The sequence below is a fragment of the Flavobacterium sp. LC2016-01 genome (assembly GCF_009711135.1).
In the GTDB taxonomy this organism is placed as follows: domain Bacteria; phylum Bacteroidota; class Bacteroidia; order Flavobacteriales; family Flavobacteriaceae; genus Flavobacterium.
This window is the reverse complement of record NZ_WMIC01000005.1, coordinates 270,187-296,160: the sequence shown is the minus strand read 5'-3', so window position 1 is coordinate 296,160 and position 25,974 is coordinate 270,187. Positions and strand designations below refer to the sequence as shown.

Below are 25,974 nucleotides of genomic sequence, written 5' to 3'. Positions count from 1 at the left end.
AGTGGCCGAAAAAGAACAATTCAACGAGATATACTCCAAGCATTACAATAAAGTCTTTCGCTTATGCAAAGGTTATTTTTGTGGAGATACTGCATTGGCCTCTGATGCAACTCAGGAAATCTTTATCAAAGTCTGGGAGAAGTTAGATACCTTCCGAAATGACTCCAGTATCAGCACCTGGATATACAGAATTGCAGTAAACACTTGTCTTCTTTATTTAAGAAAATCATCTTCCAGAAAAGAAATTAGGACCGATATCCTGCCTCAGACGGTTTCAGAAACTTATTCGGGCGAAAAAGACGAGCAGCTTCACCAAATGTATCAATGCATACAAAAGCTCGAAGAAACAAATAAAATGATAATCCTGATGACTTTAGACGGACTAGAATATCGGGAAATATCAGAAGTAATAGGAATAACCGAAGAAACGCTTCGTGTTAGAATTCACCGAATCAAAAAAAGTTTAACGCAATGTGTACAAAATGAAAACATTTGAAGATTTACAAAATATTTGGGATCAGCAGACAGAATCTGATACAAAACCAACAGCCACTGAAATTATTAAAAAAGCCGAGGCACATACCAAGAAAATTAAGCGAAGCCATTTTTGGACCAAAGCAATTTTAAGCCTGACCTCATTAATATTAATTGCTTATTTTATTTGGGTAGGCGCTTATAAACAAACACTGTTTGGTTTTGGATTATGCATCATGATTACAATGCTTCTTGTGCGTATAGCCTTAGAATGGATCAGCACGAAAAAATTAGAGAGCTTAAAAACCGATGTTAACTTAATTGAATACAGCAAACTGGCTCATCAGTTTTATGAATGGAGAAAAAAAATACATTACATTTTTACACCTGTCATTTACCTGACTTATATCGTTGGTTTTACAATGCTTCTGCCTGTTTTTAAAGACCATTTCTCAAGAGGTTTTTATCTTTACATCCTCTCAAGCGGTTATATATTTTTATTAATCTTCGGATTATTTATGATCAGAATAATCAAAAAAGAAATAAAGCTTTTAAATTTCTTAAAGGACATTTCTTAAAAGAAAACTCTGGCAGATATCTACCAGGATTTATATAGCATTTTTTAAGCTTCAGAGAAATCTGGAGCTTTTTTTGTTTTTATTTTCAGATATTACCTCCAATAATTTTCAATAATATAACGATTTACAAAATAAAAAATAGTCATTAATAGTCCTGTCAGAATTAAAAACAAAATTTCGTTTTTAATTGTCGACCAAATTAAATGACGCTTATAAGCTTTGTATATTAAAAAAGTTATAATTATAAGTAACGAATAAACAATTGAATAAATTGAAACTATTACAGCTGGCCAAATGATAAAGCCCGCATTTGAGTAAACACTATAGCATTCTCCTCCATAAACTAATAGTGAAATTATTGAAAGAATTAGCAATATGGAAGACGTTGTCAAAACAATTCTGGCAACTCGTTTTAAAAATAAAAATATTCGGTCGGATTTTAAATTAATGCTATTCTGATTTATTTTCATTTTTGATTATATCATTGTTATGTTATTACACGCTAGGCTACGAATGATAGCAGTTTTATTTTAGTACGCTACTTAATTCAACAATTTCAAAATCATCGTTATTTTGCAGTAAGTGTTTTAATATAGGAATATGTCCTTGTCCAAATAGTAGTATAACGTATTTGTCATTTGCATTTACTTGATTTATAATATTTGAATAAATAGCAAGATTTCTTAAATACCAATCTGATACCGATTCTGCTCCTGCAAAATTTTTACCTGCTCCAATTTTTGCTATAAATTTTAGATAGATTGATAAATTTCTTTTTAATTCTTCGGGTTTATTTATGTATTTTAAAACTTCGGTTATTGTACCATTTTTCAATTTATTATCATAATCATTTATCATTACATTTGCCTGGGTCCCTAAATCTTTTAGTAAATAAAGTTGATTATTTTCTTTTGCGGTTACAGCCACTAAGCTATCGCGCATTCCATAGAATTTATCTATACAGTTTATTTGATTTAATTTTAATTTTTTACCTAACCTAAAGCCAATTTGTTGTCTCTCTGAAACTGTAAGTTTATAATGGCCTGTTAAATATAAATTATACAAACTATCGGCAGAATGTTGATTTTCAATTGAACTTTCGATCATGACTTTAGTCGCTTTTGTTTGAGATAAAACATTAGTTAAATCTTCTAATTCACTTTGTCGCTTAGCACTTAAAAAATCATCTGTTTTTAATTCAAAATTATCTGTATGCGGGGTTTCAAAATGAATTGTCCCAATTAATAAGATTTTAGTTTTATGTTTAGATTCTTGCCCAAAAGCTGTTGTTACTAATAAAAGCGTAATTAAAAATGCAGAAATTGTTTTAATGAAAGTCATTTTTTTAGTTTATTTTTTATCGTTGTTGTTTTCCCAAATTGTCTCCAACTTACTTGTACGTGTGAAAAAATCACGCACAGCGACCCAAATTAGGCAGATATACAAATAGCCCAATTTTTCGCATACTATTGGAATTTGGTTATAAAAATAAATTATTAAGATTATTATTCTTTACGCCTTTCCTCATTATTGAAAACAAGTTGTTTTTTCATTTATCCTCGCTCCGTGGAATATTCTTTAAATAACGCAAACACGTTGTATAAATGTCTCTGACTTTTCAGGAAACGTACAATTTAAAACAAAAAACTGCGCAAAATCATAGACATTTGCGCAGTTTTTATGGGAACACTTCGGATATCGGAGTTCTCTGTTTTATTATAAGATTTTAGAAGAATATTCTACATACATTTAATTGTACCGCCATCTACCCTAATAGTAGCTCCACTAATGTAATTAGCATAAGTACTACAAAGATATGCAACTGCTCCAGCAATTTCCTCAGGCTCTCCAAACCTTCCTGTATCATTTGGAATTAGCTGCTGAACAGCCTTGGATTTTATCTCCTCTAAATCGGTCCCCCAGTTAAATTTAGGTGCAGCATTCACAAGCCAATCTTCAACCATAGGATTTATGATTGCTCCGGGAGATACTACATTTGAAGTTATTCCGGTTTCTTGCAGTGTTCTCGCAAGTGAGATTGAAAGATTATGTCTTGCAGCAAGGGTCGCATTATAATGCGGTTGCTCTTTAATAGGCTGTATGGCAAGACCTCCGCCTATATGAATAACGCGTCCCCAACCTAATGTTTTCATTTGTGGCACTATACGCTGAATCATTCTTACATATGAAACGACATTGTTGTTATAAATTTCAGCCCAATCAATTGCAGTTGCTTCTCCCCAAGATTTATGCGATGTCATACCCGCATTATTAATTAAAATATCGATCTGACCATTTTTAAGCGCAGCAAAAGCTACCTCATCAGCTCCGTTATCTGTGCTGAGATCACCTAAAGCTATTTCCGCCATTCCACCATTACTGATAATTTCCTGGCACACCACTTTGGCACGATCTTCATTTCTGCCATGAACTATAACGGTCGCACCTTCATTTGCCAGCATTTTAACTATTGACTCTCCCAATCCCGAACTCGAACCGGTTACAAGCGCTCGTTTTCCTTTTAATTTTAAATCCATTTTTAGCTATAATTAGTTGTTCTTATTTTTTTGTAAAGGGGATGTACCAAATTCTTTTTTATACGCATAAGAAAAATGAGACATGTTCGCAAAACCTATTTCTAAATAAATGTCACTTGGGCGCTGCCTACAATTTTCTATCAAATATTTCGCTTCATAAAGCCGTTTTTTAGTAAGCCATCTGCTTGGAGTACTCCTAAACAACCTCGCAAAATCTCTTTTGAAACCTGACAAACTGCGTCCTGTGAGAAAAGCAAATTTTTCCAATGGAACATTATACCTATAATGACCATTCATAAATCCCTCCAAATCCAGCTTTCCAGGATCGCTGAATTCAAATAGCATTTCCTTAATTTCCGGATCAATAGCTGCAAGTATTAAAACTAGCTCCTTGATTTTAATTCGTAAAATTTCAGCATCAGCATCCCTTCTCTGAGCATATTCATTAAATGCTTCTACAGCTTTTGTCAACTCACTATTAGCCGTGATAGCCTTAACACTCTCACCGTGAAACCGCTCTGACTTGAAACCGAATTCCTTCGAAATCTCCATAAGAGTATTTTGGTCAAAATGAACCGCTATAGACTTGAAGCCATCAGATTCAGTATGTTTAATAGATTTTGTTAATTGATTTCTTCTAAAGAAGCGGTAATCACCAGCGGTAAAAGTATATTTCTTGCACCCTATCCATACATCATGCCTCCCGCTTATGATATAACTAAAGATGTGATCGGACACAAAGGCTTCGCCTTCAACATTATCTCCAAAATAGAGGTTTTGTATTAGCTTTGGTTCTGAAAGAGTTTGAACTTTTTTTGATTCCATTTTCTTCGCATTTTTATCTGATACAAATTTCTCAAATAAATCAATCCACGAGTTTGTTCAAACGTCCAAACTTATTTGTTATGCTAAAAAAATATCGCAAAATAATCCTTAATAAAGAGCAAAATATTTGATTGCTTCCCGCTACTAAGTAAAAGCTTCAGCGAAATCTGGAGCTTTGTTTATTTATATCAAAACGTAAAAAGTCAGAAACTTTTATCCTTTTTCTAATTTAAAGAACAAAAAAAATGCGCAAAGTCAGAGACATTTGCGCAGCTTTTCATAGGAACACTTCGGAGAGCGAAGGTATTACCAAATCGTTATTCTATCCTTCTTCGGTAAAAACATTTTATCTCCCGGTTTTACATTAAATGCGTCGTAAAAAGGTGTTGTATTCATTAGAGGACCGTTAACACGCCAATTTGGTGGAGAATGTGGATTATTGTTAATCCACAAACGCAGGAACTCGTCTTTCATTTTTACTCTCCATATTTTAGCTATAGAAATAAAGAAGCGCTGGTCTGGAGTAAAACCGTCGATTTTTGTATTTCCTTTTCCTTGTTCGGTCATTTTAAAAGCATCATAGGCAACTGCTATTCCAGCAATATCTGCCGTATTTTCGCCAACTGTCATTGCGCCATTAATGTGTAAATCCCCTAAAACGGTATAGGTACTGTACAAATTGATAACTTGTTGTATTCTTGATTTAAACTGTGCATAATCCTCTTTTGTCCACCAGTTTTTTAAGTTACCATCCCTGTCATATTGAGCACCTTGATCGTCAAAAGTATGCGTTATTTCATGACCTATAACCATTCCAATACCTCCATAATTAAGTGCATCATCTGCATTATTATCAAAATATGGAGCTTGTAAAATACCTGCAGGAAAAACAATTTCATTTGCAGTAGGATTATTATATGCCGTAACTGTCGGAACTGTAGTAAACCATTCTGATTTATCGACTGGTTTGCCCAATTTTGCTAATTGAAATTGATACGCAGCTTTAGAAGCCGAAATAATATTCTCAAAATAGGTGTTTCTAGCTACATTCACATTGCTATAGTCTCTCCATTTATCTGGATATCCTATTTTCTTAGTAATGGCGAACAATTTTTCTTTAGCTTTTTGTTTCGTGATTGGACTCATCCATTCCAATTTATCAATTCTTTTGCCGTACGCTTTTTGCAAATTATTCACTAGGACCAACATACGTTTTTTGGCATCTTCTGAAAAATATTTCTTTACATACAATTCACCCAACGCTTCGCCCAAATAACTATCAATGACATTAGCCATTTTTTCGCCACGTGATTTTTGAACAGCTTGACCAGAAAGCACTTTGGTATATTCAAATGAAGCATCGACAAAAGGTTTACTTAAATCATCAGCATATCTTTCTATAGAGTTGGCTTTCAAGTAAATTTTCCAATTATTAAGCGGAATGGTTTTTAATAGCTTATTAAGAGCATCATAATAAGCAGGCTGGCATACATTAATAGAATCGGTTTTAGCACCTAAATTATTTAAAAAAGCAGTCCAATCGATATTAGGGTGTCTTTTTACAAGATCTGTCACCGCTATTTTATTATAATTTGCTTGTACATCTCGAAGTTCAACTTTTGTTTTATGTGAAGTCGCGAGTTGCTTGTCAATACCGTAAACCAAATCAGCATTCTTTTTAGCTTCTTCAGCATTGCTGCCAGTTTGCTGAAATAATGTAATAAGGTATTTTTTGTATGCTTCCTGTATGGCAACAGTCGACGAGTCTGATTTGAAATAATAATCCCTGTCTGGCAAACCTATACCCGTTTGATAGATTTGGGCAATATTCATTTTGCTGTTTTTATCATCAGGTGAGACTCCAAAACTTATAATCGAAGGATTGTACACTTTTACTTCATTAACTACAAAGTTCATTAAGGACGGTAAATCGCTAATTGCATCAATTTTGGCAAGTAAAGGTTTGATAGGCGCATAACCGCGTTTGTCAATGGTTACAGTATCCATACCTGATGCATAAAAGTCTCCTACCTTCTGCGCTACACTTTCTGCCGGATTTGTGCTTTTTGAAATACTGTCCAATATCCCTTGCAGACGCATTCGTTGTGGGAAATTCATAAACATGTAAGCACCAACTCCGGATTGAGATGCAGGTATTGATACAGAATCGTACCATTTACCATTTACATATTTAAAAAAGTCATTGCCAGGCGTCAACGTGGAATCTATTCCGGTGATGGCAACATTTTTTTTTCCTTCATGTTTTGAACATGATGCAAAAGCTAAGAATGCACTGAAGAGCACTAAGGTTTTTTTCATAATCTAAATGATTTCTATTAAAATGAACTGAAAAACGTTTGAAAGCAGGTATTTAAAAATAGATATGCTTGGCATACTTAATTTTAGCAGAACAATATAAGAATTCCGTTTTTAATTTTAAAGTTTTTGTGAGAATTACTACTTATAAAAATCAGAATTATAGGCAGTTATTTATTGTTAATGAAGTAATTCAATATAACGCCTTGAGGCTATTGCGGGTTTTCTCTTTCTAATAATTTTTCGTCAAACCAAACATCTTCATAACCTTTTTCGGTTATTAGAAATCTGAATCCTTCGTCAAGTCCTAAATAGTCAATAAGCTTTGGCTTTCTTTGCATTAAATGTTCAGCACAAATTGGTTGGAAAAAATTGTCGTCTTCGGAATATTCTCCGCTCCAAATAAACCAACAAATTTCACCTTTTTTGGTTCCGTGTCTTAATCCATTTAATGTCTCTAAATCTAAATTTTCTGAAATGCCAATGTTGAGAGTTTTGTTTATAGGCTTCCAAATGGAGCCATATTTTTCGCAAATTTCTTTCTGCTTTTCAATATGAATATTCCAATTGTTGTAAATCATTAATTCATCAACATCATTTTCAAGTCTGTTTTTCCAAAGTTTGATATTAATTTTATTGATTGGAAAGTTCATTTCTTCATTATCCCAATCGAAAATTGTTTCGGAGATAATTTCGTCATTTTCATCCCATTCAATTTCATCAGAAGAAATACAATTCCACGCAAAATTTGACAAGTTACTTTTTTGTATTTCTCCAATCAGAAATTTGTCGCATAATTCTATTAACTGCTTTCTTTCGATATTCATAACTTTATAGTTTTTCGTTCGTTTTCATAAACTGACTGCTAACATTGATCGAATAGGCTGTTGAAACTTATAGCAGTTCGTTTTTTTACTTTTTTTGTTCTCCCGATTTAATTGCTATAAAATCATCATATTGTGTAAAATACTCTAGTCCCAAAACTAATAATATCGAACTTGCATTATATACTTTCTGCATTATGATGGCTGCACTCAAATAACCAAAACCAAACAGAAAAAAGAAGCAGTAAAAAGTTAACAAGCAAATAATACAGCAAAATTTAAGTAAATGAAGTTTTGACTTTAGGATCAATACCGTAATAATAAATAAACCGATTAATGTTAAAACGATCGATATTGTTCCCAGATCGTGTAAGGGTGTTGCAATTAAAAAAATGAATAATATGTTGGCAACGCCTATAAATTTTAAAATTTTAGCCCAATGCTTTAAGGATATTTTTTTTGACATATGGATAAAAAAAACACCATAACCAACCGATTGGAATGCCATTCCGATAATGGCCCAAATCCTGCCGGGGTTTTCTGAACCATTTAAGGCTTTTGCAGCAAACAAATTACTGATGAAATTTTTTGACCAGCCAAATCCAATAGATTTTTTGTCAAGCAATGATCCGCCTGGATAGAATAAAGTTGCTATTACGATCAAAATCATGGAAATGACCAAACATATCAAAACCAAATGTTTCTGAACGATTTGCTTAATTGTTAAACTTTCCATTAAGTTAATTGCTTAAATCTGTTTCACCTGTTCGTTTATTATTGTTCTGAAACTTCTTTTAATTTATCCATTGCTTTTGGATAATTGTCATTAAAGTAGTGCAAATATTCATCAATAACATCGATATCAACAATTACGGTTGTAATACCGTTATTTTCCTGAAAGGTATAATTTTCATGTCCGCCTGCCCATTTTTCTACCTGCTCGCCTGTGGTTACTTCGGTATCACCGTCCAAAAATCCGTAATGACGAATGGAAATAAAATTGGCCGGATTGTGTTCTGCAATTTCCGAAACCATTCCTCCTTTTTTACCGTTTTCATCTACTCCTACAAAAAGGATTTTGCTTCCTTTGTCCCAACTTCCTTCGTAAGTGGATGTAGGATTAAAAGCTGCTGTCCAATATTCATAAGTGGCTTTGTTTTTTAGGCCAAGCATCGTTTCATATACCTTTTGAGCTGATGCTTTAATTTCTTTTTTAAATTGTAATTTTTGCATGGCTTTCTTTGTTTTAAAAGTTATAAATCAGTTGATATCTGTTGGCATGAACATTTTGAGAATGCACAACATTTTCTGCAACACTAATTTATAACAATTTATTATGCTTTAATATTTCAATTGTACTGTGATTAAAGGGCAATCGTATAATTTTTCTCCACCTTGTCAATTTAGATTGATCGAGCTGGTTTTCTATATCACTTATTAAAATCTCTTTTTTTCCAATGTAAAACTCGTCAAAATATTCTTTTTTGTCCAATGTCTTTACATACTTGTCTTTTGTTACTAATTGAACATTCAGGGATTTGATGTTTTTCCATTCTATATAGTGAGAAAAGTACAAACTGTTTTTCAATATGCCTCTTTGATTTACTGTGACTACCGTTGAAAAGTAATTCATTAAACCCATCGCTAAAATAGTGCCTGACGTATATAAAAAAACCAACAAATTCCTTAATACACCTTCTCCTAATCCAACATTAAAAGCACACCAGCCTACAAAAAACACAAACATTAAAGGCCCGCCTAAATTGAAAATATTTTTAAAGGTGAAGTTTTTAATTGTAAGTTCTTTGTTCATTTTCTGTTTATATCCAAGTACTAGTTGTCTCCTTTAAAATCGCAGCTAAATAATTTGGATTTTCTTCAAAAAACTGAGCAACCTGATTTTTATTAAAATCTTTAAATCTTGGATCTTCTTTTAGATATTTAAGCCCAATTTTTTCTATTATGATTGGCAATAATTCGTTTGCTTTATTGGTGAATTCATTTTCCTCATCTTTGAAATTTATATTCATTGTTGATTCCAAGTCTTTATTATTCACTACTAAAAGGGATTTTGACATTAGCAAACCTGCAAGATATACAATATGCAGTTGATCACTTAAATTAAATACAATGTTCAGATGTTTTTTCTTTTCAATTTTAAAGCCAATACCAACAATATTTAATTTCGGCATATACACCAAATTAGATGCACTAAGTAAGATCTCACCTTTACTTATATTGTTCTGTTCGATAAAGTTGTTTATAACGACATCATTTTTATCACTTTCTAATTTAATTACAGGAATTTTATAGGTCACTCCATTATTTTTTATTTTGCCGGAAAATTTTTCCGTATTTAGACAGACTACATAAGAGGTGATATTTTTGACAGATAGTAACTGAAATAATTTTGTTATCATTTTGCTTTGGTTTTTATAGTAAAAAGGCTTTGAGTAAATTATTATAAACTTTATTTGACTAAAATAGTGTTTTTTCTTGATAAGCTTAAAAATCCTAGAATAGTTTCCCGGCAATACAAGAAGACTAAAAATCAAAAGAATATTCTTTCAAAACAAAAAATCATGTTTAAATATTTCATTTTTTTGAAATTTTTATTTTAAGAAAAAGAACTTCCTCATCTCTTTCTTCACATAAAACAATCAATTACGAATCAAACAAATACAATTTAATTAGCTAAAATTATTTAAGAATTACTGTTTCAAAATTTGATGTTTCGAGAATAATTGAAAAAAGTTTTTTTTGAAATCAGTTTGTGTATTCCAAAATTATTTGCACTTTTGCACCCGCATTAGCAAAACAGGTCCGTTCGTCTATCGGTTAGGACGCCAGGTTTTCATCCTGGTAAGGGGGGTTCGATTCCCCCACGGACTACTTCGCAAGACAAAAGCTTCAGAGAAATCTGGAGCTTTTTTTGTTTTATTATGGTTTGAAAAATATTTGCCGATTTTATCCGTTAACTATTATATCAAAAATTGACCAAAAAAAACAGGATATTTATGACATTCTCTAAAAAAATTCATCAAACTCAATAATCCTTCAAATAATAACATTAAAAAAACATCTAAGTTCTTTTTTCTTCAAACAAATTGTCGGATTTTTGCAAAAATTAATTAAAACCCAAATACCAATCCTAATAGCCCACAATAAACTTGTTCGGTTTTTAAATGTAACCTACTTCAAAAAATATAGACTACATTTTCTACACAATTTACACAGTCAAATCACTATCGTACATCATTATTCACAACTATATTACAACAACAATTAAATCCAATGATTAAAAAAAACAAAACCCAAATTTTATTTTTTATTCTTTTAAGTTTATTTTTTTCCATTAATTCATTTTCTCAAAAAAGTCTTTACGCCGGAATTGAAATCGGGCGCCGCGCTATAAAAGTTTCGGTTTTGGATGTAAATAATATCCGAAAAGCTGATTATGATATTTTGTATTTCGCAAATGAGCGATTTAGTTTTGCTGACCATATAACGGCTACTGGTGAACTTACACAGGAAGATATTGACAAAGCGAGCGCTACAGTTGCCGATCAATTGAAGAAAATAAAAACTGATTTTAAACTTACCGAGCAAAATATATTTATTGTAGCTGCCCCAGTTTTTTCCTCTGCCAAAAACATAGACGTTTTAAAAAGTAAAATCAAGACCTTAACAAATAAAGAACTTGATATCCTTAATGTTAACGAAGAACCTAAAACACTGGTTAAAGGTGCAATTCCACCAGTTGATTATGCTAACGCTTTCCTTCTTGATATTGGTGCTCAAACTACCAGAGGCGGCTACATCGACGAACTTAAAGATGACAAATTAGAGTTTATACCTTTGGAACTTGATTTCGGTACCATGACACTTACTGATGCGGTAAAAAAGACTGTTACCAATCAAAATCAGGCTAATGACATGGCCGTATATCAGGAAAAATCGTTTGATTTCAACACCGTTTTACGTAAAAAGATCAAAGATTTACTGGACAAAAATCCTCTTTTAGTAAAAAAAGATAAAGTGTATTTGTCAGGTGGAGCGGTTTGGGCGTTTGCAACATTATATTATAATGAAAACGTAAAAGAGCACTATGTTACTTTAACGATGGAAGACGTTCTTAATTACGATGCCATCCTGAAAAATAATTTTATCAAATTTACAACACTTGCGAAAACGAATAAAGAAGCAGCGAGAGTTTTAAGCACGTATGACCAGCAATATTTAATTTCGGCAAATAACATATTGGTAGGCTGTCTGGAAAGTATTCCAAATTTAGCAACCAAAAAAGTATACTTTGTAAAAGACGGACAAACCATCTGGCTGATCTCTTACATTGCCGATCGTTCTAAAAAAGTAAATACTAACTTCTAAGTATTTTACTCTAGAAATAATTAAAAAAAAAGCTTCAGATTCCTCTGAAGCTTTTTTTATTTATTGAAATGATTTTGTCTTATAGAAAATTTAATGTTTCAATTTCAGACAAATCAATGTCGAATGTGACAAAACTTGCCGGAAATCCTTCTTTTATTTTCCCTAATTGATCTTGTAAACCTATTGCGCTTGCTACTCGCGAAGTTGCCATTTTTATGGCTTCATCTGTTGAAACATTCAAATATCTATACGCATTTTGAACTGCTTCCTGCATTGATATCGCTGCACCCGCTAAATTACCTTCATTATTTCTGTAAAAACCATCTTGTAAATGCGCATCAAAATTGTCCCATTTAAAGCTTTCGACTTTGCGTCCTAAAAAGGCAGCATCACTAATTAAAAACAATTTATCCTGTTTTAATTTGTACGCCACTTTTGCTGCTGCATAATCACAATGCGCTCCGTCAAGAATAACCGGAGCATAAACATTTTCATCTTCAAAAACAGCGCCAACCAAACCGGGTTCACGATGCCCAAATTGTGTCATCGCATTAAACAAGTGCGTAACTAATTTTATTCCTTTAGAAAAATAATACTGTGCTTCTTTATGTGTCATTGTCGAATGCCCTGCCGATATAACAATACCGCTTTCCAACAACATATTCAATTGATCATCAGTAAAACATTCAGGTGCAATTGTAATTACTTTTATAACATCTTTTCCTAGGCGAATAATTTCTTCAAGCTCAACATTAGTTGGCTTTCTAACCTCAGTGATACTATGCGCCCCACGTTTTAGCGGATTTAAAAAAGGACCTTCCAAATGCATTCCAATTACGCCGTTATCATGTATTTCTCTGTAATTCCGAACAGCTTCAATTCCTTGAAGAATTGTTTCGTGAGAAGACGAAATTAAACAAGGAAGCACGTGAGTTGTGCCGTATTTAAGGCTCGAATTATAAATATCTTCAATCGCTTCTTCGGTAGGAGTCTGACTAAAATAAAGTTTTTCTCCACCGTTTATTTGAATATCTATAAAACCTGCAGCAATATGTTTTCCCTGCAAATCAATTGTTTCAATACCATTTGGGATTTCTTTTTGAATTGAAAGAACCTTTCCGTTTTTAATAATAATGGCATTATCCGTAATTATTTCATCACCCGTATGTACAATACCATTGATAATTGCTTGCTTCATTTTTTATATTTTTTTGCATTTAAGTTTTTCACGCAGATTTTGCAGATTCTAGCAGATTGAATTTAAATTTTTAATCTGTGTGATCTGCTTAAATCTGCAAAATCTGCGTGAAACAAAATCATTTTAATCTCTTAAATCTGTGGCAAAATTTACTTATTAATTTGCCTCCAAATTTTGGCACTAAAATCATCTTTATACATTAATCTGTTTGTTCGTGTTGGATTTACGCGGTTGGTCAAAATAATTAAAAATCTGTTATTATCCGGATTCATGAAGAAAAAAGTTCCTGTAAAACCAGTATGTCCAAAATCATTTGCTTTAAAAAATTCATCTGGTTTTCGTTTGTCGAAACCAAGTCCGCGGTAAATTCCTTCTTTCGTAAGCGGTGAATCTCTGAACTCTTTTACCACTTTTGCTTTCAGAATCTGTTTTCCGTTATATTTTCCGTTATTCAACAACATTTGGCAAATCACCGAGATCGATTGTGCATTCGCAAATAAACCTGCGTTTCCAGAAACTCCGCCAAAAATCGCAGCAGCTTCATCGTGAACATATCCTTTAATGGTATCTTTTCTGAAAAAATTATCCAATTCTGTTGGCATTACATTATCTTCCGAAGTCCATTTTAAAGGATTATAGCCAATTTTTGAGATTCCTAATTCTCTATAGATTTCGCTTGTTAGCTGATCTAATTTCTTTCCTGTTTTGGCTTCGATCATTTGTTTTACCAAAAGCAAATTCAGATCGCTGTAAACATATTTTCCTCGTGTATTAGTATTTGCAGCAGAAATTTGAGCATAAACTGTCTTATAAAATTCAGGATTTAACCACATGTTTTTATAAATCTGAATCCAATTTTCTTTCGGTGTAAAAGAAAGATAATTGGCATCGTAAACAATATTCTTGTTCACATACATCGTGTCAAACAAATCAGGATAATTATCCGACTTATCTTTGCTTAATAAAGGCGAACCATCAGCCGTTGAAAGCAGGCTTTGATAAAAAGTTATGCTCGCTTTTAATCCTGAAGTATGTGTTAACAATTCAAAAACAGTCAAATCTGAGATTGCGGAATCTTTGTAGATTGGTACAACGTATCCCAATTTGTCTGTAAGCTTTATTTTATCTTCTCCAACCAAACGCATCGTCACAAGTGTCGCACCCAAAACTTTAGACATGGAAGCCAGATCGTAAACATCATCTGATTTTACCGGCTGTTTTTTCGAGTAATCGTGAAAGCCATAATTTTTCGAAATAAAAACAGCGTCTTTACTTCCCACAATAATTTCAGCTCCGGGAAAAAATCCTTTTTCGAGCGCATTTGTCATCATCGAATCGATGTAAACTTCATTCCGTTTTACATCAAAAGATTGTTTTGAGTTTTTCTGCGAATAACTCTTTATTCCTAAAAAAATAAAGGAAACAAGTATAATTTTAAAACCATTATTTTTCATATTTCTATGGATTAATTCTTAAGTCCTGACTTGCCATAAGAGGCTCATTGTTTGTTCCTGTAATAACAATTTTCACTGCTTTTACAGGTTGTTTTGGATAAACTGACGCATTTCCGTAATCGAAAGCATCTCCTTTTATAAAATCAATTCCGTTATATGAATATTCAACATAACCGTTATTCACAATAAATCTTGGGTGATGCGGAATTCCGGTTAAAACATCAATTTTTGAAGAAGTAACAGGATTCGTAAAAGTATACAAAATCCAGTCGCCATTGGCACACGGAACATCAGTACGCAAATAACTTTCGATATTATAATCTTCTAAAGTTGCAATTGGAAATTTCGGATTTTCAGCCATCGACGACGTCACTTTTACTTCCGGCTCCAAATACGGCGAACAGTTGAAATTTACTTTTGCCGAAGATTCTTTAGCTTCTTTATTTTCAACCGTAAAATCCAAACGATAAGTGTTTTTCTCATTATAATTCTCAATTACAAATCGCAGACGCGGTTTTGACCTCAACGTTTTTTCTTCCGGGAAACTTTGAATCAATTTGTCATTTTCAAAAAGTGAAACTGTTCGCACAACGCCATTGGCACTTCCATCCGTTGTTGGATTAAAAGTTAAATACCAAATACCGTTTTTATCAACATGGTCCGAGATATTTTCTGAAATATTCAAAACTTCCACTTTCGAAGTATTCCAATTGGCAACAGGCAACTTTTCTACTTTCACCGCCGGACTTGCCACATCTTCATTAAAGAAAGTGCGGAACATATAGTGTTCGTAATCCTTTGTCTGAATTGGTTTTGTATATAAAGCCGATTGTCTTGTAGGCTCATTTCCCTGCGCATCATAACGTACCACCGCACCTTCATAAGGCGGAGTTACCGTAATTGTACCGTTTTGATAAATTGCGGTCGGTGGAAAGTCCCTAAAAGCAATTCCCATATTTGCCAAACGCTGTAAATGACTGTGCGTTAATCTTCCGTAAAAATCCTCCCAGTTTTTGTCTTCTTTTTTAGACCAGCCAATTTCAGATAAAGCACTGATTCGCGGATAACTTTGATATTCAACAAATCGTGTTGGGCGATCTAAATATTCACTCCACAAAGCGCCCTGAACTCCCTTTATCAGTTTCTGCTGTTCTGGCGTCAAATCATCATTTGGAATTGGCTCAAACGAATACGCTCTTTTAGTATCGGTAATAGCAGCCCAGCGATGACCTCTTTCAGTTTCAGATTGTGCCATATCAAAATATAGATATTGTCCCGGCATCATAATGGTTTCATATCCTTTTTTAGCCGATTCAATTCCGTAACTAATGCCTTGCCATGCAGAAATTAAAGTATTCGGATTTATTTCTCCGCCTTTTAAAATTTCATTCCAGCCATCTGTTTTTTTATGATATTTATCTACAATTGCTTGAACTCTTTTAAAGAAATAATTCTGAAGCTGAAAACTGTCTGTAAAACCTTCTTTCGCCATCAAGGCCTGACATTTTGGGCAATGCTCCCAATTGGCACGATTCACTTCGTCTCCTGCAACGTGAATATATTCAAAAGGAAACATTTCTGAAAATTCCCTAATAATCGAATCTAAAATTTGGTAATTTTCTTCACGTCCCACACACCAAACGTTTTTTACTTCTCCCAGAACACTTTTGAGTTCCTGACTTATAGCACATCCAATTTCTGGATACGAAGCCGTTACCGCACGCGAATGTCCCGGAATTTCAATTTCGGGCATTACAGAAATACCTCGGGCTGAAGCATAGGCCACCACTTCTTTCATATCAGCCTGCGTATAAAAACCACCGTAACGTTTGTCTCCGGATCCATAAGATGGCAGTAAAACTTCTCCCGGTCCTCTCCAGGCACCTTTTAAAGTTAAATCTGGCATTGATTTGATTTCGGCTCTCCAACCATTATCATCGGTTAAGTGCCAATGAAAAATATTCATTTTATGCGCTGCCAGCCAATCGATATAATTCAGAACGGTTTGTTTGTCAAAAAACTGTCTGGAGCAATCGAGCATCATGCCACGCCATTCAAAACGTGGATAATCTTCTATTTTCACAAACGGGATACTTCCTTTTTTAACGTCTTTTGCAGAACAAATTTGTAATAAAGTCTGAAGACCGTTTAAAACTCCGTTTGAAGATTTTCCTTTTATCAGAATTCCTTTTTTATTGATAGTTAATTTATAACCATCATTTGGAAGATTCATTTTTTCATCCACCAAAAAAGCAATCGTGTTTTTTTTATATTTTTTTCCGATAGAAACAACCGGATTAATTCCTGTATATTTTGAAAAAGAAGCTTTTATATAATCAACACTTTTTTCTGCTTTTTTGTCTACAATAATTTGTACCGATGAAGGGATAATAAATGTGCCTTCTTTTTGTTCTACTTTTACTGGCTTCGGAATTATATCTAATTGCTGAGCTTGTATTGTACTTAATGAACTAAGAAAAATGGCAATTAATAGAATGCTTTTTTTCATTTCTGTATTTTTATTTTGTTGTAAATTCTATAGGCCTGCTTTCTGTCTGGGTCTGACTTAAAGCAGAAACGGCGTAGATATAATGCTCCAAATCAGCGTTTGGAACTTCTAATTTTGTTGCAGTTGTCACGTAATAAATATTCGCCGAATTAGAGAAATCAGTTATTTTCCCTTTTAGGAATTTATAAATCACATATTTCTTATCGTTAATTCCGGCTTTCCAGGTCAATACTGCATCATTGCCTTTTTTAGCAATCACAGCATTTGTAGGCACTTGCGGTTTTATTCTTGTAATTCTGTTCGCTTCTGGTGTTAAGGCAATATATTTATAAGGTTTTTGAATAAGCGGATTTCGAATAGTATCCCCTTTTTTAAAGAATGAATTGGCTGTAAAATGCATCGAACCGTCTATTTGCGGTATTTTTCGAATCATTTCAATCTGCTTAACAATTTGATCCGGACTTCTCCACTCTGGTTCTTTCGCCGTATTCGAAATTTTGTAATCGCCGTGGCCAACATACACATTAGCTCCGTATTTGTGTTCGGCCCACCATTTTGCCAAAACTTCAAAATTAGCTCTGTCAAAACCAATGTGCCAATAAATTTGCGGTGTTACGTAATCGATCCAATTTTCTTTCTGCCATTTTAAAATATTGGCATACAAATCGTCATAATTTGTCGCTCCTGCAACAGTTTTTGAACCTTCTGAATCTTTGGCGATATTTCGCCATACCCCAAAAGGTGAAATTCCGAATTCAACTTCCGGTTTATTCGCGATAATTGTATCTCTGATTTGTTTGATGATTAAATCGACATTGTCTCTTCTCCAATCGTCTTTGTCTTTAAATTGACGCGGTTCTTTGGCGAATGCTTTTTCATCCGGAAATTCTTGTCCGGCGATTTTATAGGGATAGAAATAATCGTCCATGTGAACCGCCTGAATGTCATAATTTCGAACTATTTCACCTACTACAGAAGCAACAAAATCTCTGGTTTCTTTGTAACCCGGATTAAAATATCTTGTTTTTCCGTACGTCAGAAAGAGTTCTGGTTTCTTAAAAAATAAATGTGTTTTAGTCAAGACATCTTTTACGGTATCTTTTTGTACACGATATGGATTCAGCCAAACATGAACGTTCATTCCTCTTTTTCCGGCTTCATCAATCATCATCTGTAAAGGATCAAATCCGGGAGCAACGCCTTGAGTTCCGGTGATCCAATGCGATGCTGGTTCTTTTGTTGATTTATAATAAGCATCAGCAGTTGGACGAATTTGAAAAATTACGGTGTTCAAATTATTTGATCTTAGATTATCTAAAATCATAATCATTTCAGCTTTCATCTGTTTGTCTGACAATCCTGGTTTTGATGGCCAGTCGATATTGTCTACCGTAGATATCCACGCCGCACGCATTTCTCTTTTTGGTGATTCCTGACTGAAAAGTTTCGTTTGAAACAGCAATATTAGAATTAGGAATTTTAGACTTTTCATAAGGTTGTATTTTTAGTTAGCTAATTGTTGTAGAATAATTTAACTGCAAAGTTCGCTAAGATTTACGCAAGGTTCGCTAAGTTTTATTTTTCTCTCGCAGATTTTGCAGATTCAGCAGATTTAATTCGTGGAAATTTGTACAATTGCTTTGCCAGTTCGCTATCGCTCGGGTCGTGGCGAAAAAAAATCATTTTAATCCTTTATCCCGATAGCTATCGGGAGTGGCTAAAAACTATTCCAACAAATAAATTCCGCCCTCAATCAGTGATGCCCAAACTTGTCCTTTATCATCAACTGTAAAACCATTAATGCTTGAACTTCCTAAGTTAATTTGTTTTATAATTTCAAATTTAGAAGCATCAACAATCATTACTTCTCCTTTTCGGCTTCCTACATATATTTTATTGTTTTTTTCCAATATTCCCGCAGGATTGTGTTCATATCCCCATTTTAAATCCAAAACTTTAGTTTGATTTACAAAACTTTCTTCAGTCAATTCAATATCATCGTTAAGTGGTACTCTTATAAGTTCGCCATCCATTGTTTTGCCATAAAACCATTTTCCGTCCTGGCTTTTACCCATTGATTCTCTAATTTTCCATTTCTGAGTTCTTAAAAGCGTTTTACCTGTTTCAATATCTAAAACGGTTAAGAAACGCTGAGGTGTAACAAAATAAAGTCGGTTTTTTGTCGAAACCATATTGACATTTCCAGCTGAATATAAAATTTGTTTATCATTTCCATTATTCCATTTCCAAATCAGTTTTCCTGTGTTTTTGTCCAAACAATAAACATACGAATCCCAAACTCCAAAAATGATTTTATCGCCTTGTATTAACGGAGTTCCCTGTGAATACGACGTTGGTAAATTATTTTGCCAAATTACTTTGCCGGTTACAGCATCTGCACAAATAAATGCTGTCGAACTCGCTGTATATACTTTATTATTTTCTGCAATTGGCGAACCTACCAAAACACCGCCAACAGGAATTGTCCATTTTTGTTTTCCAGATTGGGTATCAAAACCTTGCAGATTTCCTTCTATAGTAGCAATAACTAAATTATTTTTTACAATTATGGGTGAAAAATAAATTGAATTTCCTGTTTCGGTTTTCCAATTCTGAGCTTTATTTTTCAGATTTATAGATTTTATTTCACCTATAGAATTCGTGAAATAAAGATTCTTTTTATCAAATGCTGGAAGACTATAAATCGAAGCAATATCTTTTAAGAAAGGAGATTGGAATGTAACACTATCTTTCGGAATTGTAATTTTCGAAGGTTTTGACGGAACTGAAAATTTAAAAACTCCCGGTTTATCAATTTCTTTCTGATAAATACTAATACTGTCTTTACCGATAATTACCTGATTATAACTTTTTGTTTTTCCGTCAAGCGAAATAATCGAAGTTCCCATCAAACCGCTTAAACCAGAGAAATCATATTTTCTTAAAGTATGTCCGTGACCACAAAAAGTAGCAACCGTTGGGTATTTTTCTAAAACAGAAAGTACTTCTTTATAATTGCTGACGCTGTTATCTAACGGGTAATGAGCAAAATTCAAGACTTTTTTATTGGTATTTTTGAGATTCTCTTTTAAGGTTTTATCCAACCAAAGTACATCTTCGTGTTTTACAAAACCATCTCCCATTTTCATATAAGGTCCACAAGGAAATCCGATGAAAACATAATCTCCTTTTGAAAACACAAACCGATCTTCGCCAAATATTTTTTTATAAGTCAAACCAGCACTTTCGCTCCAATTGGTTTCATGATTTCCTGAAACTACATAAAATGGAATTTTCAGCTTAGAAAGTATCGCATGAACTTGTTTTAGTTCGTCATCGGCACCACGATTGGTTAAATCTCCGGTTACAACCACAAATTCAAAATCTGAATTATTGATTTCTTTTACGATATTCTGTAATAAAAAGTCATTATCATTTCCTACTGAAACATGCAGGTCAGTAAGCTGTACAAACTTGATATTCCCTGATTTTTCTGCATTTTGAGAAAATCCGGAAACGACTATAAAAAGCAATAATATTCTTAAAAATAGATTTTTCATTGTTGTTGTTTTTATGTATTGAACCTTCTTTTAAATTATATTTTGATTATGTTGTATTTTTTTTCCCGAAGATTTAGCAGATTTAATTTGTGTTAATTCGTGCAATTGCTTCGCCAGTTCGCTATCGCTCGGGTTGTGGCGAAAATCATTTTAATAATTTTAATCTGTGGCTAAAAAAATACCTAACAGGTTTTAAAAACCTGTTAGGATAGGTAACCAACCTAATTTTATGCATTACTTAATTGTAAATCGCAACACACAATTTCTTATTTATTTTCTGTTCTCCTGGAGAAACTTATCTCAGACAATCTCTTAAAATGGTAACCGGATGCATTGCTTTTCTGTTTGTCCCGTCAAAAATCTGGTGGCGACAGCTTGTTCCTGCAGCAGCAATTGCTGTTGTAGGTTCTGTTGCACGAATTTTTGGAAACAAAGTATCTTCGCCCATTTGCATACTGATTTCGTAATGCTCTTTTTCATAACCAAACGAACCCGCCATACCGCAACAGCCCGAATTATAAATCGTAACGGTACTGTTTTTGGGTACATTCAGCATTGCAAAAGAAGCTTCAACAGTGCTCAATGATTTTTGATGACAATGTCCATGAATTTTTATCGTTTTCTCCACATCAGAAAATTGTCCGGAATGAATTTTCCCCGTTGTAATTTCTTTTTTGAAAAACTCTTCGACAGTGAAAACATTTTTTGAGAGCTTTTCAGCGCTTTCTTTGTCTTTTGCCAATCGCAGATATTCGTCTCTGAAAGTCAATATTGCCGATGGCTCGATTCCGATTAATGGAATATCTTCAGAAATTAAATCTTTGAAAATAGTGACATTTTTATTGGCAATTTCCTGCGCTTCTTCTAGAAAACCTTTTGATATAAAAGCTCTTCCACTTTCTTCGTGATCTGTGATAATGACTTCATAACCTAAAGCCGTCAGCAATTCGTATGCATCAATTCCAACAGAAACATCATAATAATTGGTAAACTCATCACAAAAAAGATATACTTTTCCGTTTTTAAAAGAATTATTTTCTGCCGACTTTTTATTTTTTTCGTACCATTTTTTGAAGGTTTTTGGCGCCAAAAGTGGTACTTGTCTTTCTGGGGCAATTCCCATTGATTTTTTAACCAAAGGCAAATTGGCTACAAAATTGGTTATAGAAGGCGTTATACTTCCTAATTTGTTGAGTTTGGCATTAAAAGCAAATATTTTATTTCGAACAGAAAATCCATTTGCTTTTTGATATTGGTATAGAAATTCTGCTTTTAAAGTTGCGACATCCACATTACTTGGGCATTCGCTGGCGCAGGCTTTACAGCTCACACACAACTCAAATACTTTATATAATTCTTCGTGATCGAATTTATTGTCTTTTTCAGAATTGGTTAAATATTCTCTCAGCGCATTGGCTCTCGCACGAGTCGTATCTTTTTCATTTCGGGTGGCGCGATAACTCGGACATAAAGTTCCTCCCGCCGAAGGTAATTTTCGGCAATCGCCTGAACCATTACACTTTTCGGCGGCACGTAAAATTCCCAAACTATCAGAGAAATCCTGAATCGTTTTAATTTCTGGTTCTACTCTTCCCGCTTCAAAACGAAGATTTTCATCCATTTTGGAAGCATTTACAATTTTCCCGACATTCAAAATAGTGTTGGGATCAAATGCTTTTTTTATTCGCTTGAGCAGTTCATAGTTTTTATCACCAATCATAAAAGGCAGAAACTCTCCTCTTAAAATTCCGTCGCCATGTTCACCGCTTAACGAACCTTTATATCTTTTCACCAAATGAGCCACTTCTGTGGATATATTTCTAAACTGGTGTAATCCTTCTTTTGTTTTTAAATTGATCTTCGGACGCAAATGCAATTCTCCGGCTCCGGCATGTGCATAATAAATAGCACTTTGCCCGTGTCTTTCCATCATCGTAGCAAAATCGGCAATATAATTGGGAAGATCACTGAGTTCAACTGCCGTATCTTCAATAGAATCGGCGGCTTTATCATCCCCTACAATACTTCCTAAAAGCCCCAGACCTGCTTTTCTTACCTCATTTACTTTGTCAATATCAGCTCCGTAAATTTTAGGCAAGGCATAGCCAAAATTATTATCCTGAAGGTCTTTAATTAAAGCATCCGCTTGTAATTCGGCATCTTCCATACTAATATGTGATCCAACTTCAAGCATAATAACTGCTTTTGGTTCGCCCACAATAAAAAATCGGTTTTTAGATTGTTCCCTGTTGGTTTTGGTACAATCTAAAATCGTATCGTCCATCATTTCGCAAGTGTACAAATGATGTTTCATTGCCGTTACTACAGCTTCTAAACTTTCGTGAATGGTATGAAAATGCGCCACCACCATAATATTGTTTGTTGGCGGCAAATCATCTACTTTCAATGTAATTTCGGTTGTAAAAGCCAACGTTCCTTCACTTCCGCAAAGCAATTTTCCTAAATTAATTGTATTTTCAGTTCCCGAAAAAAGTTCTGATTTTAATAAGATGTCAATCGCATAACCTGTATTTCGTCTGTGAATTTCGGGTTTTGGAAATTCTCTCGTAATTTCTTCCTGATTTTCTTTATTCGAAAGTTCCTCGTAAATCGTTTTATAAATTTTACTTTCTAAAGAATCGCCTTTTGTCTTCTCAATAAATTCTTCAGATGTCAAATCCTTAAATACCGCAATACTTCCGTCACTTAAAACGGCTTTTATCTCCACAATTTTATCTCGGGTAACGCCGTAACGTATCGAAGTTGTTCCCGATGAATTGTTCCCTACCATTCCGCCAATCATGCAACGATTTGTAGTTGAAGTGGTTGGACTGAAAAATAATCCGTGTGGTTTTAAAAACAAATTCAGTTCATCACGAATTACTCCCGGCTGTACGGTAATGGTTTTCTTTTCGGCATCAAAAGCAACAATCTTAGTAAAATGTTTCGAAACATCTACAATAATTCCGTTTCCAACAGTTTGACCCGCCAGAGAAGTTCCTGCCGTTCTGGGCGTTATGGAGATATTATTTTCTGAAGCAAAGCGAATGATTTTTACAATATCTTCTTCGGTTTTAGGAATCGCAACGGCTTCCGGCATAATTCTATAGGCTGAAGCATCTGTAGCGTACAGTTTTTTATGAAGATCATCATAAAAAAGAGTTCCTTCTAAGGAATCTGATAATTGTTGTAATTGTAAGCTTGACATTGTAAATGGATTGTATTGCTTTTGGTTGGTAATTTTATAGTGGATTTCGATTATATTATATAAACCTGACAGTCCCGAAGCCTCGGGATTAAAAACCTGTCAGGTTTAAAACTAACTAATAATCAAAACGTTTGAAAGCTTCGATAGCTTCATATTCTGCTAAACCTAATTCATCGTAAAGAATTGCGGTATTTTTATTTCGGTCTTCGGCTCTAACCCAAAATTCACGAGAATCATTTCCTTGGAACATAACTCGGTCTTTTTGAGACTGATGATACAAGATTGCGTGGCGTTTCAACAATACTTCTGATGGAGAAAGTGGCACTGCCATGTCAATTTCATGAATATCCCATTCGTGCCAAGCGCCTCTGTAAAGCCATAACCAGCAGTCGTCCATGTATTTTTCTGGTTTCAATGCTGCCATTGCTGCAAAAATCGCGTTCAGACACACTTCATGCGTTCCGTGCGGATCTGCTAAATCTCCTGCTGCAAATACTTGATGCGGTTTTATTTTGGCAATAATATCTTTAACAATTTCAATATCTTCTGAGCCTAGTGGATTCTTTTTAACTTGTCCAGTTTCATAAAATGGAAGATCTAAAAAGTGTGTATTTTCATCTTTAAGTCCGATGTATCTTGTTGCAGCGTAAGATTCTCTTCTTCTGATTAATCCTTTTAATTTTCGAACTTCAAGAGAATCAATCTGGTTTTCAGATTTATTGTTTAAAAACTCAATAACTGATTTAAAGTTGATGTCTTTTGGAAGATTTTCTCCCGCAAAATCGTTGCAAACCTCAGCAAATTTTAATGCTTCATCATCTGTAACCGCAATATTTCCTGAAGTTTGATATACTACATGTACATCATGTCCTTGTTTGATTAATTTTGAGAAAGTTCCTCCCATCGAAATCACATCATCATCTGGATGCGGGCTGAAAAGGATCACTCGTTTTTTTGCAGGATTAGCTCTTTCCGGACGATGAGAATCATCGGTATTAGGCTTTCCGCCCGGCCATCCTGTAATCGTATGCTGCAGAATATTGAACATATTAATATTCAAATCATAAGCAGAACCTCCAAGTGCTAATAAATCAGACATTCCGTTGTTGTTGTAATCACGGTCTGTTAATTTTAAAATGGATTGTTTTGTTTTTTTACAAAGCCAAACAATTGCTTTGCTTTTTAATTCTTCTGTCCAGATGCATTCTCCAACCAGCCAAGGCGTTTTGAAACGCGTCAATTCTGAAGCCGCAGACTGATCTAAAACGAAAGTTGCATTTGGATGATTCTGTAAAAATGTAGCAGGAACATCAGAACTTATTTCGCCTTGAATTGTTCTCTTAATAATAGACGCTTTATTTTGCCCCCATGCCATTAAAACAATTCTTTTCGATCTAAGAATCGTCGAAACTCCCATTGTAATGGCACGCTTTGGCACATTGTCAATTCCGTTGAAGTCTGATGATGCATCGACTCTTGTAATATGATCCAATGTGATGATTCTTGTTCCTGAATTAATGTGTGATCCAGGCTCATTGAAACCAACGTGTCCTGTACGGCCGATTCCTAATAATTGGAAATCAAGTCCGCCAGCTTGTTTGATTTTTGATTCATAATCAATGCAGTATTGATTTAAATCGTCTAAAGCAATTGTTCCGTCAGGAATATTAACATTTTCAGGCTTAATATCAATGTGGTTAAAAAGATGTTGATGCATGAAGTAATGATAACTTTGGCGGTTCTCTTTATTCATTGGATAATATTCATCCAGATTGAAAGAGATTACGTTGCTAAAGCTTAGGTCTTCTTCTTTATGCATTCGAACCAATTCTTCGTATACTTTTATAGGTGAAGATCCTGTTGCCAGTCCAAGTACACATGATTCGTTATTTGATTGTTTGGAACGTATTAATTCAGCTATTTCTTGAGCGACATTTTTTGAAGCTTCCACAGAATTTTCAAAGATTACATTATGATTTTTTTCAAATCGCGTTTCTTCAAATTTTCCAGGTATGTCGTAAGCCAAAGAAGTAGTGGTTTTCATAATATATCTATTGTAGTTAAAATTTAGTTTTAACAAATATAGATACAAAAAACAAAAC

Annotated in this window: 19 protein-coding genes and 1 tRNA gene; 4 read left to right on the top strand and 16 right to left on the bottom strand. The window is 33.9% G+C overall.

Features of this window, described 5'->3' with window-relative positions; genetic code table 11:
- Position 1: 1 nt before the first annotated feature.
- Both GKZ88_RS12525 and GKZ88_RS12520 read left to right on the top strand, forming a co-directional pair.
- Entirely contained in the window at positions 2-496 is a 495-nt protein-coding gene (locus tag GKZ88_RS12525; RefSeq protein WP_347343875.1) for an RNA polymerase sigma factor, read from the top strand.
- Positions 483-1,052, top strand: a complete 570-nt coding sequence (locus tag GKZ88_RS12520; RefSeq protein WP_155102709.1) for a hypothetical protein — start codon at positions 483-485, stop codon at positions 1,050-1,052. The genes GKZ88_RS12525 and GKZ88_RS12520 overlap by 14 nt, the downstream gene beginning before the upstream one ends.
- Positions 1,053-1,577: 525 nt before the next feature.
- Here GKZ88_RS12520 and GKZ88_RS12515 read toward each other — a convergent pair.
- From GKZ88_RS12515 to GKZ88_RS12475, 9 genes are all read right to left on the bottom strand, one after another.
- Positions 1,578-2,393 (bottom strand): DUF5694 domain-containing protein, encoded by an 816-nt coding sequence (locus GKZ88_RS12515; protein WP_155102708.1) that lies wholly within the window; start codon positions 2,391-2,393, stop codon positions 1,578-1,580.
- A gap of 398 nt (positions 2,394-2,791) precedes the next feature.
- On the bottom strand, positions 2,792-3,589 hold the full coding sequence (locus tag GKZ88_RS12510) for an SDR family NAD(P)-dependent oxidoreductase (protein WP_155102707.1): 798 nt from the start codon (positions 3,587-3,589) through the stop codon (positions 2,792-2,794).
- Between the two features lie 12 nt (positions 3,590-3,601).
- Positions 3,602-4,414 (bottom strand): AraC family transcriptional regulator, encoded by an 813-nt coding sequence (locus tag GKZ88_RS12505; protein WP_155102706.1) that lies wholly within the window; start codon positions 4,412-4,414, stop codon positions 3,602-3,604.
- A 306-nt stretch (positions 4,415-4,720) separates the two neighbouring features.
- Positions 4,721-6,733 carry a M13 family metallopeptidase gene (locus GKZ88_RS12500; RefSeq protein WP_155102705.1) on the bottom strand — a complete coding sequence of 671 codons (2,013 nt, stop codon included), beginning with the start codon at positions 6,731-6,733 and terminating at the stop codon, positions 4,721-4,723.
- A gap of 209 nt (positions 6,734-6,942) precedes the next feature.
- Positions 6,943-7,557 (bottom strand): hypothetical protein, encoded by a 615-nt coding sequence (locus GKZ88_RS12495; protein ID WP_155102704.1) that lies wholly within the window; start codon positions 7,555-7,557, stop codon positions 6,943-6,945.
- A gap of 85 nt (positions 7,558-7,642) precedes the next feature.
- On the bottom strand, positions 7,643-8,290 hold the full coding sequence (locus GKZ88_RS12490) for a hypothetical protein (RefSeq protein ID WP_155102703.1): 648 nt from the start codon (positions 8,288-8,290) through the stop codon (positions 7,643-7,645).
- Positions 8,291-8,328: 38 nt separating this feature from the next.
- Positions 8,329-8,787 carry an SRPBCC domain-containing protein gene (locus tag GKZ88_RS12485; RefSeq protein WP_155102702.1) on the bottom strand — a complete coding sequence of 153 codons (459 nt, stop codon included), beginning with the start codon at positions 8,785-8,787 and terminating at the stop codon, positions 8,329-8,331.
- A gap of 88 nt (positions 8,788-8,875) precedes the next feature.
- Complete coding sequence (locus GKZ88_RS12480; protein ID WP_155102701.1) at positions 8,876-9,367, bottom strand: hypothetical protein; 492 nt, start codon at positions 9,365-9,367, stop codon at positions 8,876-8,878.
- A gap of 7 nt (positions 9,368-9,374) precedes the next feature.
- Positions 9,375-9,974 (bottom strand): hypothetical protein, encoded by a 600-nt coding sequence (locus tag GKZ88_RS12475; RefSeq protein WP_155102700.1) that lies wholly within the window; start codon positions 9,972-9,974, stop codon positions 9,375-9,377.
- A gap of 400 nt (positions 9,975-10,374) precedes the next feature.
- Here GKZ88_RS12475 and GKZ88_RS12470 point away from each other — a divergent pair.
- A tRNA-Glu gene (locus GKZ88_RS12470) sits at positions 10,375-10,446 on the top strand.
- Positions 10,447-10,848: 402 nt separating this feature from the next.
- Positions 10,849-11,943, top strand: coding sequence for an exopolyphosphatase (locus GKZ88_RS12465; protein ID WP_155102699.1), 1,095 nt, complete (start codon positions 10,849-10,851; stop codon positions 11,941-11,943).
- 79 nt (positions 11,944-12,022) lie between these two features.
- On the opposite strand, the gene nagA is transcribed toward GKZ88_RS12465, so the two are convergent.
- The 7 genes from nagA to nagB form a co-directional block, all read right to left on the bottom strand.
- The gene (gene nagA / locus GKZ88_RS12460; RefSeq protein ID WP_155102698.1) at positions 12,023-13,141 is read right to left on the bottom strand and encodes an N-acetylglucosamine-6-phosphate deacetylase; all 1,119 of its coding nucleotides are present in this window, start codon (positions 13,139-13,141) and stop codon (positions 12,023-12,025) included.
- Positions 13,142-13,290: 149 nt separating this feature from the next.
- Positions 13,291-14,595, bottom strand: a complete 1,305-nt coding sequence (locus tag GKZ88_RS12455; protein WP_155102697.1) for a serine hydrolase — start codon at positions 14,593-14,595, stop codon at positions 13,291-13,293.
- Positions 14,596-14,599: 4 nt separating this feature from the next.
- Complete coding sequence (locus GKZ88_RS12450; RefSeq protein ID WP_155102696.1) at positions 14,600-17,104, bottom strand: family 20 glycosylhydrolase; 2,505 nt, start codon at positions 17,102-17,104, stop codon at positions 14,600-14,602.
- A 10-nt stretch (positions 17,105-17,114) separates the two neighbouring features.
- Complete coding sequence (locus GKZ88_RS12445; RefSeq protein ID WP_155102695.1) at positions 17,115-18,596, bottom strand: family 10 glycosylhydrolase; 1,482 nt, start codon at positions 18,594-18,596, stop codon at positions 17,115-17,117.
- Between the two features lie 232 nt (positions 18,597-18,828).
- Positions 18,829-20,664, bottom strand: coding sequence for a PQQ-binding-like beta-propeller repeat protein (locus GKZ88_RS12440; RefSeq protein ID WP_155102694.1), 1,836 nt, complete (start codon positions 20,662-20,664; stop codon positions 18,829-18,831).
- A 295-nt stretch (positions 20,665-20,959) separates the two neighbouring features.
- Positions 20,960-23,872 carry an FAD-binding and (Fe-S)-binding domain-containing protein gene (locus tag GKZ88_RS12435; RefSeq protein WP_155102693.1) on the bottom strand — a complete coding sequence of 971 codons (2,913 nt, stop codon included), beginning with the start codon at positions 23,870-23,872 and terminating at the stop codon, positions 20,960-20,962.
- Positions 23,873-23,987: 115 nt separating this feature from the next.
- Entirely contained in the window at positions 23,988-25,916 is a 1,929-nt protein-coding gene (nagB, locus tag GKZ88_RS12430; protein WP_155102692.1) for a glucosamine-6-phosphate deaminase, read from the bottom strand.
- Between the last annotated feature and the right edge of the window lie 58 nt (positions 25,917-25,974).

Coding starts and splice junctions, on each gene's coding strand:
- GKZ88_RS12455 (WP_155102697.1), bottom strand. CDS start 14,595: ATGAAAAATAATGGTTTTAAAATTATACTTGTTTCCTTTATTTTTTTA.
- GKZ88_RS12510 (WP_155102707.1), bottom strand. CDS start 3,589: ATGGATTTAAAATTAAAAGGAAAACGAGCGCTTGTAACCGGTTCGAGT.
- GKZ88_RS12520 (WP_155102709.1), top strand. CDS start 483: ATGAAAACATTTGAAGATTTACAAAATATTTGGGATCAGCAGACAGAA.
- GKZ88_RS12475 (WP_155102700.1), bottom strand. CDS start 9,974: ATGATAACAAAATTATTTCAGTTACTATCTGTCAAAAATATCACCTCT.
- GKZ88_RS12490 (WP_155102703.1), bottom strand. CDS start 8,290: ATGGAAAGTTTAACAATTAAGCAAATCGTTCAGAAACATTTGGTTTTG.
- GKZ88_RS12500 (WP_155102705.1), bottom strand. CDS start 6,733: ATGAAAAAAACCTTAGTGCTCTTCAGTGCATTCTTAGCTTTTGCATCA.
- GKZ88_RS12485 (WP_155102702.1), bottom strand. CDS start 8,787: ATGCAAAAATTACAATTTAAAAAAGAAATTAAAGCATCAGCTCAAAAG.
- GKZ88_RS12495 (WP_155102704.1), bottom strand. CDS start 7,557: ATGAATATCGAAAGAAAGCAGTTAATAGAATTATGCGACAAATTTCTG.
- nagB (WP_155102692.1), bottom strand. CDS start 25,916: ATGAAAACCACTACTTCTTTGGCTTACGACATACCTGGAAAATTTGAA.
- GKZ88_RS12440 (WP_155102694.1), bottom strand. CDS start 20,664: ATGAAAAATCTATTTTTAAGAATATTATTGCTTTTTATAGTCGTTTCC.
- GKZ88_RS12465 (WP_155102699.1), top strand. CDS start 10,849: ATGATTAAAAAAAACAAAACCCAAATTTTATTTTTTATTCTTTTAAGT.
- nagA (WP_155102698.1), bottom strand. CDS start 13,141: ATGAAGCAAGCAATTATCAATGGTATTGTACATACGGGTGATGAAATA.
- GKZ88_RS12480 (WP_155102701.1), bottom strand. CDS start 9,367: ATGAACAAAGAACTTACAATTAAAAACTTCACCTTTAAAAATATTTTC.
- GKZ88_RS12505 (WP_155102706.1), bottom strand. CDS start 4,414: ATGGAATCAAAAAAAGTTCAAACTCTTTCAGAACCAAAGCTAATACAA.
- GKZ88_RS12445 (WP_155102695.1), bottom strand. CDS start 18,596: ATGAAAAGTCTAAAATTCCTAATTCTAATATTGCTGTTTCAAACGAAA.
- GKZ88_RS12515 (WP_155102708.1), bottom strand. CDS start 2,393: ATGACTTTCATTAAAACAATTTCTGCATTTTTAATTACGCTTTTATTA.
- GKZ88_RS12450 (WP_155102696.1), bottom strand. CDS start 17,104: ATGAAAAAAAGCATTCTATTAATTGCCATTTTTCTTAGTTCATTAAGT.
- GKZ88_RS12435 (WP_155102693.1), bottom strand. CDS start 23,872: ATGTCAAGCTTACAATTACAACAATTATCAGATTCCTTAGAAGGAACT.